The 12,173-nt window shown below is 34.7% G+C and carries 11 protein-coding genes and 2 pseudogenes; 10 read left to right on the forward strand and 3 right to left on the reverse strand.

What is annotated here, in order from left to right:
* Positions 1–28 precede the first annotated feature (28 nt).
* Complete coding sequence (locus ACFELZ_RS06355) at positions 29–352, reverse strand: hypothetical protein (RefSeq protein ID WP_375315951.1); 324 nt, start codon at positions 350–352, stop codon at positions 29–31.
* Between the two features lie 80 nt (positions 353–432).
* Here ACFELZ_RS06355 and ACFELZ_RS06360 point away from each other — a divergent pair, with 80 nt between their 5' ends.
* From ACFELZ_RS06360 to ACFELZ_RS06380, 5 genes are all read left to right on the forward strand, one after another.
* Positions 433–1,620, forward strand: a complete 1,188-nt coding sequence (locus tag ACFELZ_RS06360) for a phosphoglycerate kinase (protein WP_375315952.1) — start codon at positions 433–435, stop codon at positions 1,618–1,620.
* A 58-nt stretch (positions 1,621–1,678) separates the two neighbouring features.
* A complete protein-coding gene (locus tag ACFELZ_RS06365) occupies positions 1,679–2,104 on the forward strand; it encodes a hypothetical protein (RefSeq protein WP_375315953.1) in 426 nt (141 codons plus the stop codon).
* Positions 2,105–2,125: 21 nt separating this feature from the next.
* On the forward strand, positions 2,126–2,506 hold the full coding sequence (locus ACFELZ_RS06370) for an EndoU domain-containing protein (protein ID WP_375315954.1): 381 nt from the start codon (positions 2,126–2,128) through the stop codon (positions 2,504–2,506).
* Positions 2,507–2,678: 172 nt separating this feature from the next.
* A complete protein-coding gene (locus ACFELZ_RS06375; protein WP_375315862.1) occupies positions 2,679–4,007 on the forward strand; it encodes an IS4 family transposase in 1,329 nt (442 codons plus the stop codon).
* A 10-nt stretch (positions 4,008–4,017) separates the two neighbouring features.
* A complete protein-coding gene (locus ACFELZ_RS06380; RefSeq protein ID WP_375316665.1) occupies positions 4,018–4,401 on the forward strand; it encodes a transposase in 384 nt (127 codons plus the stop codon).
* Positions 4,402–4,453: 52 nt separating this feature from the next.
* Here ACFELZ_RS06380 and apaG read toward each other — a convergent pair whose 3' ends face one another.
* The gene (gene apaG / locus ACFELZ_RS06385) at positions 4,454–4,855 is read right to left on the reverse strand and encodes a Co2+/Mg2+ efflux protein ApaG (RefSeq protein WP_265033283.1); all 402 of its coding nucleotides are present in this window, start codon (positions 4,853–4,855) and stop codon (positions 4,454–4,456) included.
* A 96-nt stretch (positions 4,856–4,951) separates the two neighbouring features.
* On the opposite strand from apaG, the gene ACFELZ_RS06390 reads away from it, so the two are divergent.
* Positions 4,952–6,016 (forward strand): 5-(carboxyamino)imidazole ribonucleotide synthase, encoded by a 1,065-nt coding sequence (locus ACFELZ_RS06390; protein WP_375315955.1) that lies wholly within the window; start codon positions 4,952–4,954, stop codon positions 6,014–6,016.
* Positions 6,017–6,278: 262 nt separating this feature from the next.
* On the opposite strand, the pseudogene ACFELZ_RS06395 reads toward ACFELZ_RS06390, so the two are convergent.
* Positions 6,279–6,497: pseudogene (locus ACFELZ_RS06395) on the reverse strand (hypothetical protein); the annotation flags it as partial.
* Between the two features lie 114 nt (positions 6,498–6,611).
* Here ACFELZ_RS06395 and ACFELZ_RS06400 point away from each other — a divergent pair.
* From ACFELZ_RS06400 to ACFELZ_RS06415, 4 genes and pseudogenes are all read left to right on the forward strand, one after another.
* Positions 6,612–7,410: pseudogene (locus ACFELZ_RS06400) on the forward strand (IS982 family transposase).
* A gap of 34 nt (positions 7,411–7,444) precedes the next feature.
* A complete protein-coding gene (locus tag ACFELZ_RS06405; protein ID WP_375315956.1) occupies positions 7,445–7,618 on the forward strand; it encodes a hypothetical protein in 174 nt (57 codons plus the stop codon).
* Between the two features lie 248 nt (positions 7,619–7,866).
* A complete protein-coding gene (locus tag ACFELZ_RS06410; RefSeq protein WP_375315957.1) occupies positions 7,867–11,190 on the forward strand; it encodes a hypothetical protein in 3,324 nt (1,107 codons plus the stop codon).
* Positions 11,191–11,210: 20 nt separating this feature from the next.
* A complete protein-coding gene (locus tag ACFELZ_RS06415; protein ID WP_375315958.1) occupies positions 11,211–12,107 on the forward strand; it encodes a hypothetical protein in 897 nt (298 codons plus the stop codon).
* Positions 12,108–12,173: the final 66 nt, after the last annotated feature.

Raw genomic sequence — 12,173 nt, forward strand, 5'->3', positions numbered from 1 at the left:
ACTTTGTTTTTCTTATAGATTAAGCTTATTATAATACATAAATTAAAAAATGGTAATATGAAATTTTACTTGTGAATGTTATTCCTCTATTCAAAACAATTTTGAAAAGGCGGTTCATTTCTTTCAACGGTGTCATCCAAGTAGCGTGACACATAACTGTACGAACATTGCAATTTGCAGGTGGCAGATGAAAGTAGCTGACACTGGTTCCTGCAATCTCATCGAAAACGTTGTAACCACTTTCTATGCTAATTTGCTTGTAAGCAACCTGGATCCCAGTGTCGGCTACTTGGATGACACCATTATAGAGTGAACCAGTGTCAGCTACTTTCATGACACCATCTGGATGCAAATTTCCTTAAACGTTCGTAAACTTAAAACTTTACTTTAGGTCAAACTGCTGTATAGTGGCTTTATAGCTTTAGTTTTACAATGAATATACCTAGTATAGAAAATTGTGATCTTCACAATAAAACCGTCTTACTCAGAGTTGACTTCAATGTTCCTATAAAAGATGGAGAAATTCGTGACGTCACTCGTATTTTGAGAGAATTGCCTACTATTGAGTATTTAGTGAATGCAAGTGCAAAGATTATTATTATATCGCATTTCGGACGCCCAAAGGCCAGAGACAATAATCTGTCGCTAAAAAATGTAATTGACACTTTATCGCAGTTACTAAATAAAAAAGTGAAATTCATTGATGATTGCGTTGGTGAAAAAGTGCAAAAAGCAGTGAGTGCTATGGATGCAAGAGATATAATATTACTAGAGAATCTAAGATTTTATAAAGAGGAAGAGCAGAGTGACTCAAATTTTGCCAAACAACTAGCATCTCTAGCGGATATATATGTAAATGATGCATTTTCTTGCTCTCACAGAGCTCACGCTTCTATTTCACGCATTACAGAGTTTTTACCTTCCTACGCGGGATTTTGCTTACAAGATGAGCTAAAGTATCTTGAAAAAGCTGTATCGTTTAAAGCTAAACCTATTACTGCGATAGTTGGGGGAGCCAAAATGTCAACTAAGATAAAAATGCTTATAAAGCTAACAGAAAAGGTTGATCACCTAGTTCTCGGAGGTGCAATTGCTAATAATTTTTTGTTATTTAGCAAAGTAAATATAGGAAAATCTTTCTTTCAAAATGGTGTTGACGACCTTCTACATAATATTGTTGAAACAGCAAATAAAAACAATTGCAAAATAGTTGTGCCAGAAGACGTTCTGGTTGCAGTAAACTCTGATTACAGCACTAGTATTTCAAGAAGAACTGAGTCCATTTTGGACGGTGATATAATTTTGGATATCGGACCACAAACTTTGAGTACAATAAGCAGTATAATAGCAAGCAGTAAGACTCTGCTGTGGAATGGACCTATTGGTGTTTTTGAACATTCAGCTTTTGCAAGTGGTACAATAGGGGTAATGAAAGTCGTAAGTGACTTAACGCACAAAGGAAAGTTAACCAGCATAATAGGGGGAGGTGATAGTCTATCTGCAGTAAGCGCTGCAGGCCTTACCGATAAGGATTTTACATGTGTTTCCACTGGTGGAGGAGCGTTTTTAAGTTGGCTGGGTGGTGATGAAATGCCAGGAGTTGCTGCTCTGCAAAAATGATTAGATTAAAACTTTTTTAAATTGTTTCTTATAGGCTAGCTTTTTTGTGAACGTGATTATGTCGAAGACAGTTAAACTAGTTTTATGTTTAATAATACCAATAATAGGATTGATTTTTTATATTAAGGGTCATTATTTTCACACCGGCTATGTAGAAGAAAATGTTAAGGTCAATTTTGAACCATTTTTCAGTTCACAACCAGGTTATATACCACCGTTTCCAGAATTAACTGACTTCGATGGAGGAGTGTTGAAAGTTTGTGGAGATTGGGGAGCACATCCAGATAAAGAAGATTTCAAAATTTTACTTAGTTGTCCGCAGCATCAAGAAGTAGTGAAAGGAATATATGATAAGCTTGATCATCAAGTGATTACGCCAGATGCAGATTTGGAGTTATTTAAAGATGAACTGGCTAACATTTGGTTTACAAATAGTGGAAGTGAAAAAGAAACTATAGGGTTTGGACATATTTTTTGTGGTTAGCCAAACGATAAATTAGGTGGTATGCATTTTGTAGGTAGATATGTTGAAGCTCAAGAAGATAAATGGGCAGGTGCAATTTGGAATGATAAGTCCCTATGCAATAAATCAGATATTAAGCTACCAGTTTATACATTTGGAATGAAATATTTGGGTAAGGATGGGGAAGTGAAAGTTAAATGCCCAAATGGATACGCATATAACCTTCATGCCGATGATATTTTAATTTCTGCAACTAAGGCGTTCAAGGAATTAGGAAAAGATGGAATGTGCCTATATGAAATGGAAGATGACAATTATCAATCAGTGTTTGTAAGAAAGAATGATGCTATACTCACGTTCTATCCCGACTTAACACCAAAATGTGATGATAAGAGTACTAATTGTAGCTGCAATAAATCTTAATTTCAAAACCAATAGGGTGAACAAATGATAAAAATGTTATAGCCAATTTATGCTGACCCAAGCGGGAGTGTTAAATAAACCATACGCGTCAAGTTAAGAAAATAAAGGTATGAAGAAGATAGGATAAGAAGATATAAGTTCTCTCGGATATATTTTAGTGAGAGAACTAATGATGAATAAAATAACTTGCTTATCAAATTACCTAAACAAATTTTTCAATGAAAGAGCAAATGAAGTATCAATTGAAACAGGATTTATAAAAAGGAAGAGAAAATTGAGTGGTTCATCATTCATAAAAGCTATAATTTTGGGTAATATAGGAGTTGCAAACTGCAGCATAGATACAATGTGCCAATTATTAAACGAAGCATCTGTAATAATAACAAAACAGAGTCTAGATTTGAGGTTTACTGAAGAGGCAGTGGAATTTATGAAAAGGATGTATAATGAATCTATGGCTTTATTTAAAAATACCCTGCAAATTGATTGTAGAATCTTGCAGCAATTTAAAAGCGTTAAGTTATTGGATAGTAGCTATATTAGCCTGCCTAACAGTATGGAGAATATGTATAAAGGATATGGTACCAGCTACAGCGGCTATGAAAGTAATACCAAGTCCGGGATAAAGTTGCAATTAGTTTTCGACTACTTAAATCAGACATTTGATCAATTAAATATAACGGAGGGAATAAGGTCAGATCAAGGGTATAGGAAACATTTGAGTAATATATCAAGTAACGATTTGCTAATATCTGATCTTGGTTATTTTGTGCCAAGTTCTTTTAAACAGATTAAGGAAATAGGAGCTTATTTTATTAGTCGTTATAAATCTGATACCAATATATATGATATAGAAACAAATCAAAAAATGGAGTTACTGGAATGTTTAGAGGGTAAGCTATTTTTAGAAACTGAGGTATTATTGGGAAAAGAAGCAAAGATTAGAGTAAGAATTATATGTCAAAAGCTAACTGAAGAACAGTCTATAGCCAGGAGAAGGAAGGCTAATAGATTAGCAAAATCACATGGATATACATCTTCCAAAAGGAATCAAAAGTTATTGAATTGGTCAATATTTATAACTAATGTTCCAAAAAGTAAAATTAGTGCTGAACAAGTATTAACAATTTACCGAGTAAGATGGCAAATTGAATTATTATTTAAATTATATAAGAGCCATATAGGACTTGATAAACTAAAAGGAAAACCATATAGGGTATTATGTGAATTATATGCTAAATTGTGTGCAATTCTTATATTTCATGGAATAGTTGGTTGTACAGAACTAAAAAAGGGCACAGAACTTAGTTTAACAAAGGCATTTATTGAGCTTAAAAGGCGAGTTAGAGAGCTATTCTTAACATTAAATTGTGTAGTCAGTAAAGTACAAATTTTCCTCAAAAAACTCATCTCAACCTGGTCAAAATTCTCCTTAAAAGACAAATATAGAAAAACAAGAATATCAACTTTGAGTGCACTAAATTTGCTCATTTTTCCTTAATTTGACGCGTATGGTTGTAGATACTGTAGGTCTTGTAATTGCTGCTGAAGTACAAAGTGCAAGCATTCAGGATCGTGATGGTGCACCAAATCTTTTTGTTCAAGCCAAATGCAAAGCTCCAACATTACATAAGTTTTTTGCTGATCAAGGATACACAGGTAAATTGCAAAACCTCTGCTTATTGGAAACTGGATGTTTATTGACGATTACCAAGAAAATAGTTGATACAGGATTTCAGGTTATTCCCAAACGTTGGATTGTTGAGAGAACCTTTGCTTGGCTCTCCAATTTTAGACGTATGAGTAAGGATTATGAGCATTCTCCTCTCACTTCAAAAAACAACATCTTTTTTAATATGATCACTATTATGCTTCACAAATTAGCTCATTCTTGAGTTTGAAGACAGGCTCTAACAGTGAACGGTTACAAATAAACTATTTTGATAGTTAATGGGGTCTAGTTTTGACGTATGGACTATCCAAAGAAAAGGGTGGTATCATAACCTCAAAAATTTTTATGCTTTCTTCATTCAGAAATTCATACTTACCCTGCATTATTCCTGAAGGTGCATTTAAGTATGTTCCACTTGTGTATTTAAATACCTCTCCAGATTTTATCACAGGTTGTTCTCCGATAACACCAACTCCGGCAATTTCATTTATTTTTCCCTTATAATCTATTATTTGCCAATGACGACTTAATAATTGAATAGTTGATTGGCTTTTGTTTTTTATCTTAACGTTATACATCCATACATAGCAATTTTCATAAGGAATGGATTGCTCTTCAATATAAATTGGTAAAACTGTAACTTCAACAAAGTTGGTAGTTAGTGTGTACTCTATCATTATAGAATATTCATGATAAAAAGATAGTATTTTAATTATATACTTTTTTCATAGATTTTTCAAGTATACTTTAATTAGGAAATATCAATTTATAGTATGAAAGAACCAGATGCGCTTAGCAAAAAAGTAATAGGAATAATAGGTGGTGGACAATTAGGTAAAATGACTGCTATCGCTGCAACAAAACTTGGACAAAAAACACATGTTTTTGCCAGTGCTAAGGACGATCCGGCTTGCTCTGTTGCTGATGATTTCACAATAGCAGATTTCTCTGATAAGAAAGCGCTTGAATCTTTTGCACAGAGTGTGGATTTGGTCACTATTGAGTCTGAAAATATTCCATGTAGTGCAATTGATATCGATGTAAATTTTTATCCGGGTAAAAAAGCGTTACACATTGCGCAAAATAGGCTTAGAGAGAAAGATTTCATTAGAAGCTTGAGTATAAAAACTGCTGAATACAAAAGTATACAAAATTATAATGAGCTATTAGAAAGCAGTAGAGCTTTTGGCTACCCAATAAGGCTGAAAACAACAGAAATGGGTTACGATGGAAAAGGGCAATATGTGCTTGAGAATGATTCTGAAGTGAAGCAATTTGCTTCCTTTGATTGGAATACAGAGTACATTCTTGAAGCAAGTGTTAATTTACTGAAAGAGGTTTCAATAGTCGTTGCAAGAGATAAAAACGGTAAAGTAGCTTTTTTTCCTATAGCAGAAAATTACCACGTTGATGGAATACTTGATACTTCAACAGTGCCAGCTAAAATAGATAGCAAATTAACTCAAGAGGTACAACGAGCTGCAAAGAAAATAGCAAATGCGCTTGATGTAATAGGAATTCTGGCTATTGAATTTTTTGTTACTAAAGATAACGAGTTGTTAGTTAATGAACTAGCTCCAAGACCTCACAATTCTTGCCACTGGAGCTTGGATGCATGTAACGTTAGTCAATTTGAACAGCTGGTTAGGATAATATGCGGGCTACCTATGCAGGAAGTAGTATTACGCTTTCCTTGTATGACGAAAAATATAATAGGTAACGATATATATGATTCTCATAAGTATTTGAGCAACGAAAAAGCTAGTTTAACCATATATGGGAAAAAAGAGGTTAGAGATAAGCGTAAAATGGGACATGTCAATATAGATTTAAGTTAATAGTTTTTCTACGTCATACCGCCACAACTGTACGAACATTGTGATATGATGAGATGTTACATAGTAAACGGTGTCACTCTAGCACGTATTTGTACGAACATTGTTATTTGAGCACACCAGGAAGGATGTCATTCAAGTAGCCCCTTTCTCGTCATCCCAGTGTCAAGCACTGCCTTTGTGTTTGTACGAACATTGAGGTATAAGAGTCAAGAAAAAAGATATCATCCCAGTGCCCAGACACTGGGATGGATCTGTTGCAAGGTGATGTTTTACTCGCTTCCTTTGCCAGTTCTTTTACATATTTTTCTGCTTTCTCAATAATCTCATACTTTATGGCAAGATCATTATCTGGATCAACAGAGCCGTTCTTTACTGGAAGATCTCTCACATGTCCAAAGGATGCAGCTACTTTGAACTCTTTTGCATCTCTACGGCACACCCCTACAAATTTCCTCTGATGTAAAATTAGCAACTCCTGTATTAGGACAAAAGCCAACGGCTCCTCTATTAACGTGAATTCTGGATTAAAGGAGAATAGAAAAGGCAAGAAAACAGGGTAAACTCAGCAGTGATAAAAAAATAGATGAGGTTACCCATGGAAGATATAACAAAACTGTTTTGTTTGGTCGATGATTTTTGCAGAGATATAGAGAAAAATTTTGCAGATAAACTACTGCCAAATGGTAAAAACCCCACAAGAACAACGGAAATTGAGCACTCCGAAATCATGACAATAATCCTGCTATATCAACAATCTCCGTGTAAAACTTTCTATCTACATTACCTAACGTTGCTCTACAAATCAGAGTTTCCAAAGTTACCTTCATATACCAGGTTTGTTGCTCTAAAGCCTAGGGTTTTGTGGCATTTAGCAATGTTGTTGCATTGGCTTTGTGGACAGTCAGAAAACACTGGAATTTCATATATAGACACAACTCCCATTGCAGTTTGTCATGCAAAAAGAATATCCAAAAACAAAGTTTTTGCTGGAATTGCAAAATTAAGCAAGAGCACTTACGGCTGGTTTTTTGGTTTCAAATTACATATGGTAATCAATGAAAATGTTGAAATTCATGCACTTACGCTAACAAAAGGCAATGTTGATGATAGGATACCTGTGCCAAATCTGACGGAAAAATTAATCGGTCTTTTGTTTGGTGACAAAGGTTATATTGCAAAAGAGCTTTTTCAGAAGCTGTTTGACCGAGGTTTGAAACTTGTTACCAACGTGAAAAAAGGAGACTGTTTTTGGTTACCTAAAAAATAGACTAGAAATTGAACACACTCGCCATAGATCCCCTGTTAATTTTTTGGTTCATATCTTTTCTACTCTCATTTCCTATTCCATCAAATCCACAAAGCCTTCTATTTCCTATACTTTCTTCCTTCCTTAATCCAGAATTCGCGTTCAAAGAGGTAACTGAAAAATTGGAGGGCATAGATAAAGAACAAATGAAGAGATATCTTATAGAGAATACCATATTTCCAAAAATTGGAGAAAGATTAAATGATGAACAAGTTGTGAATTCAAAGTTTGATGTAGAAAGTGTGCAAAAGTATAGTGGAAAAAATTCAGGTCATTCTCAAATAAATTGTTATTAATTTAACAATATATATTACTAAAAACCTAAACAATACAACCATTTCCAGCGCCCAAAACCAGCAAGTGTGAGAACAAGTTTTTTTGGAATCTTATGGTCTACCATGTAATACTTGTCCCATAATTCTTCTTTTGATGGTATCTCTTTTTCACATTTTATCATATCATCACACTCTGGGACCATACATTTATAAATAATTCATATTTATAAAATATAGATCTAAAGTACTGTATCTAGAAGTAGCTAAAAATGCGTTTTAATTTCAAACTAGGTGATATGTTTCTTCAGAACAAAGATCTATTTGCATCTGTTGTAATAAATGAAGAAGTAAGAATCAATTTGCCCTATACATTTTATGCTTTTGATGACTCTGGTTTTCTTATATATAACTTGTCATTTGTCCCGCAAAAATGGAAAGTAATCCCACTTAGAGGGTTAAAAATAAAGCTAGATGGTGATCAACTAGTTTTAGTTGATGATTCTCTAGAATATTACAATTACAATAGAAAATGGATCAGTGATTTGTATAAAGGGTCTAGTACTATAATAAGCACCAACATTTCTACTAGAGATTTCATGCCTAGTGAATTTACTTCTATCGATTGCCAGAATTATTTTACCCAAAATGTCTATATAGATCAAAAAGATATAATAAGTAGTAAAAACATAAAGCTTATTATGCGAGATCTTGAATATTATAATTGTACACTTTCAATACGTCCTGGAAACAGGATATTTCCAAAAAGAATCTCAACTGAGGAATATGTAGGTTATATAAGAGCTGAAATATTTGATTGCGATGATAATAGAATCGGCATGCTAAATAGTGTTGCTACAACATTTGATGCTGTAAATAAAAATCTCAAATTTTTCCCTACTTTTGGAACGGAAATGTTGACAGACGTCTATTTTACAACAGAAAAGTTAGGCGATAACTATGTTGGCTGCATATCAGATAAAAATGACAAATGTAAAAATTTTTATGATTTTAAACCTGAGTTTAAAGAATATAACTATGACCACAACTCAGGCTTATATCCTTATTACTATAATTTAGAAAATTTTGGTAACTTTTTGGAGGCTAATGTGATTAGTGTTAGAGAATTTATGGACTTACAACAAAAGATTAAAACTTTAGAAAACGGTTTTGAAGCATCAAGGTACGGGTTGACTAAATATGTAAAAGGCTCTCCTGGATTACCAGGTATTCCTGGTCCTCGAGGGCTACAAGGACAAAAAGGTGATAGTGGTGTTCCAGGTATTGGCCCAAAAGGTGAGCCAGGCATTCCTGGTCCTCAAGGGCCACAAGGACAAAAAGGTGAGAGAGGTTATCTAGGTCCAAAAGGACAGAGAGGTGAAATTGGAGAACCAGGATTAAATGGATTACCAGGCATTCCTGGTCCTCAAGGGCCACAAGGACAAAAAGGTGAGAGAGGTTATCTAGGTCCAAAAGGTGAAACAGGAAAAACAGGATTAATAGGTTTTCCTGGTCCAAAGGGTGATCAAGGAATACCAGGATTAAGTATAGTGGGCATGAAAGGTGAACCTGGAAAAACAGGGTTAAAAGGTGAAAAAGGAGATGTAGGCGTGGGTCTTCAGGGTCATAAAGGTGACAAAGGTGAGCAAGGTCCTGCAGGTTTACAAGGCAAACAAGGGAACCTAGGACCTAAAGGACTACAAGGACCAAGAGGTTGGAAAGGAGAAAAAGGTGAGCGTGGTGTGGATGGATTACAAGGAGAAACTGGCCCTAAAGGTAATCAAGGAGATACAGGTCTGGTAGGTCCTAAAGGCGATATAGGTGGAAAAGGAGATGTTGGATTGCCTGGAGCGAAAGGTGAGACAGGTAATAGTGGTCCAGTGGGTACTGAAGGAGACAAAGGTGAACAAGGTATTCAAGGTTTGCAAGGATTAAAAGGTGAGCGTGGTGTGGATGGATTACAAGGAGAAACTGGCCCTAAAGGTAATCAAGGAGATACAGGTCTGGTAGGTCCTAAAGGCGATATAGGTGGAAAAGGAGATGTTGGATTGCCTGGAGCGAAAGGTGAGACAGGTAATAGTGGTCCAGTGGGTACTGAAGGAGACAAAGGTGAACAAGGTATTCAAGGTTTGCAAGGATTAAAAGGTGAGCGTGGTGTGGATGGATTACAAGGAGAAACTGGCCCTAAAGGTAATCAAGGAGATACAGGTCTGGTAGGTCCTAAAGGCGATATAGGTGGAAAAGGAGATGTTGGATTGCCTGGAGCGAAAGGTGAGACAGGTAATAGTGGTCCAGTGGGTACTAAAGGAGACAAAGGTGAACAAGGTATTCAAGGTTTGCAAGGATTAAAAGGTGAGCGTGGTGTGGATGGATTACAAGGAGAAACTGGCCCTAAAGGTAATCAAGGAGATACAGGTCTGGTAGGTCCTAAAGGCGATATAGGTGGAAAAGGAGATGTTGGATTGCCTGGAGCGAAAGGTGAGACAGGTAATAGTGGTCCAGTGGGTACTAAAGGAGACAAAGGTGAACAAGGTATTCAAAGCCCAAGAGGCTTCAACGGTACACAAGGTATTCCGGGTTCACAAGGATTAAAAGGTGATCAAGGGAATACTGGAATTCCTGGTCCTAAAGGGGATAGGGGTAAAATGGGATTACCAGGACCAAAAGGAGAAATTGGCCCTCAAGGTCCAAAGGGAGAAGATGGAATAGGATCTGAATTGGTCGATAAGTTTTTGCTTGAGATCAATAAAACAAAAATTGAAATTCAGGTTGCTCAAAAAGCAGCAGAGGTAGCTAAAAATGCTTCTGAAAAATCTGCTAAAGAAGCTCAAGAGGCTGAAAATAAGACTATAGAATTACATAGTGAAGTAGTAAAGTTGAAAAACATAACTGAAATTATAAAAAAGGATGCCGAAAAATTTGCAAGCAATGCACAGGTATTCAAGGCCAATACTGAAGCCCTTTATAATCAAATAAAAGATATCTTTTGTAAGCCAGAATTGAGAGATCAAGTTTGTGCTGTTCCTAGAAAGAAAAGGGAAATTGGAAAATCAAATAATCTACCAGTGAAAAGCGGAGCAAGCAGGTCAACTTCATTTATATCAAAAGTAATAAATTACTTTTATCCTTTTGTAGTAGAAGATGAGTATAAAGTAAAGAATAAAATACAGGAGCTTAATCAAGTGGCAAAAATAGTAAATGCAGCAGATATTGTGGTAAGATTTGAAAAGGTATTAAGAGAAACAGCTTTAAAATGTGGAATTGCAAATAAAAGCTTAAATTTTGATCCATTAAAACTAGAGAAAAAGATTCTAAGTAAGGTATTATTTAATGATGAAAATCTTAATGAGTTATCTAAACTCTTGCGTTCAGCTGCAGCAGAAGCTTGTCCACACTATAAACAAACAGATAAATTTTTGGATACTTTTGAAGATAGTATGAAAAGGGAATTAAAAAACAATAAACAACAAATAGGTTGTATTAATACTGAGAAAATAGCAACAGAAAATGAAATGCCAAGAAGTTTTATTAGTGATATAGCGCCTCCGAGGAGCTTAAGTGCTATTAATCATAATATTGTTGGCTATTTAGGGTAACAAAAGTTGTTAGAGTAATTTTGAATGGAGATATTATGGCAAAATATGAATTCATTATAGATAAAGATAACCAGGATAAAACTGCTATTCCATATTATAGATTATTTTTGGATAATAATGATTATGTTATTCATTCACATCTTGGTAGGGTAAAAATACCGAATTTTGATGGCTTAAAATTAAGGTGGAACAGTGGAAAAAAAACAATAGTTTTATATCAAAATGAATCACCTCTGAAATTAGATGGTGATCGGGACTTTATTATAGGTCAAGACGATATTATAGGTGATAAAGATCGTATCATTTCAATTCTTCAGAGTACAGAGCAAGGGATAGATATTATACTGCACGAGATATCTGGTAATAATTCATTTGGTATGAGTTTATTATCCCCTTATAAGCCTAATCAGACTTCTGAGGAGCTTGGGCTATTAAAATTTGTCGATTATAATGACAAAAATGATCAATCATTACAATACCTCAAAAAAGGAGCAGGCAAACTTAATATTAGAATAGTAGATAATCAAATCGATATATCACAATCTGAATTAGACAAAAGTTCAAAAGATTCTCCACAATCAACTAATTATTCAGAAACAGATGATCAAGATAAAAACACAGAAAAGAAAAATCAGGAAGATATTGATGCAAAGACTAAAGCTGTAGATTACATTAGCACATCTAAAGAGTATAATGCACCTACGCAAACAGAAGAACAGACAAGCACTTCTGAAAGTTTTTTTAGCATGCTTATGCATACTATTCCATTGTTTATAATATTTTTCAGTAGTCTTTTCTCATGTTTGTTTTGGTTTATTGGAGAAAAGACTGATGAACCTCAACAACAGGATTGTGATCAATTGTTTAGCAAAGATGACAGTAATAACGATGATCAGATCGATCCGTATCTTTTTTAATATATTCTTTAATTTCAGAATATATTTTATTAAAAAGTCAATAATCTTGCTATTTCCAACAACGGA

This window comes from Wolbachia endosymbiont (group A) of Colletes cunicularius, assembly GCF_964264715.1.
Classification (GTDB): domain Bacteria; phylum Pseudomonadota; class Alphaproteobacteria; order Rickettsiales; family Anaplasmataceae; genus Wolbachia.

What these genes read in the sequence shown, in the direction of transcription:
- ACFELZ_RS06360 (WP_375315952.1), top strand. Translation starts at nt 433, where the DNA reads ATGAATATACCTAGTATAGAAAATTGTGATCTTCACAATAAAACCGTC.
- ACFELZ_RS06365 (WP_375315953.1), top strand. Translation starts at nt 1,679, where the DNA reads ATGTCGAAGACAGTTAAACTAGTTTTATGTTTAATAATACCAATAATA.
- ACFELZ_RS06370 (WP_375315954.1), top strand. Translation starts at nt 2,126, where the DNA reads ATGCATTTTGTAGGTAGATATGTTGAAGCTCAAGAAGATAAATGGGCA.
- ACFELZ_RS06375 (WP_375315862.1), top strand. Translation starts at nt 2,679, where the DNA reads ATGAATAAAATAACTTGCTTATCAAATTACCTAAACAAATTTTTCAAT.
- ACFELZ_RS06380 (WP_375316665.1), top strand. Translation starts at nt 4,018, where the DNA reads ATGGTTGTAGATACTGTAGGTCTTGTAATTGCTGCTGAAGTACAAAGT.
- apaG (WP_265033283.1), bottom strand. Translation starts at nt 4,855, where the DNA reads ATGATAGAGTACACACTAACTACCAACTTTGTTGAAGTTACAGTTTTA.
- ACFELZ_RS06390 (WP_375315955.1), top strand. Translation starts at nt 4,952, where the DNA reads ATGAAAGAACCAGATGCGCTTAGCAAAAAAGTAATAGGAATAATAGGT.
- ACFELZ_RS06410 (WP_375315957.1), top strand. Translation starts at nt 7,867, where the DNA reads ATGCGTTTTAATTTCAAACTAGGTGATATGTTTCTTCAGAACAAAGAT.